The sequence below is a fragment of the Streptomyces sp. P9(2023) genome (assembly GCF_032436795.1).
GTDB lineage: Bacteria > Actinomycetota > Actinomycetes > Streptomycetales > Streptomycetaceae > Streptomyces.
In genome coordinates this window covers 1-304 of record NZ_JAUPWM010000317.1, presented here as the reverse complement: position 1 = coordinate 304, position 304 = coordinate 1, and the positions used below count along the sequence as shown (strand labels likewise).

At 35.9% G+C, this 304-nt stretch carries 1 protein-coding gene; it reads right to left on the bottom strand.

Annotation, left to right across the window (positions count from 1 at the left end; all coding sequences use genetic code 11):
* Positions 1-304 (bottom strand): nuclease domain-containing protein (locus Q5762_RS37770; protein ID WP_315896835.1); only part of this gene is annotated, 304 nt, incomplete at both ends.

The following is a 304-nucleotide window of genomic DNA, read 5'->3' as shown; positions in this document are numbered from 1 at the left end:
AGTTTGGGACTGATTAAAAAAACCAGGATATAATGCAAAAGCTCCGAAAACGGGACGACTTTTTTTCACATTCTGCCTCGTTGAAAGGTTGTCAACGTTTGGAGATACATTTCCAGTCTTTATCTCAGAGCCACTTAAACGAATTAAAGCATCACGATAGCGATGCATTTGGTTAATAGCATCATCTGGCACATAATCGGTTTTTGTAATATCGTCACTGCCATCATCAAAACGATTTTTATCTAACTTTATGCGGTATTTTGCATCAAAAATCCAAATGAATTTTTTTTCTATGTCTAGTTCG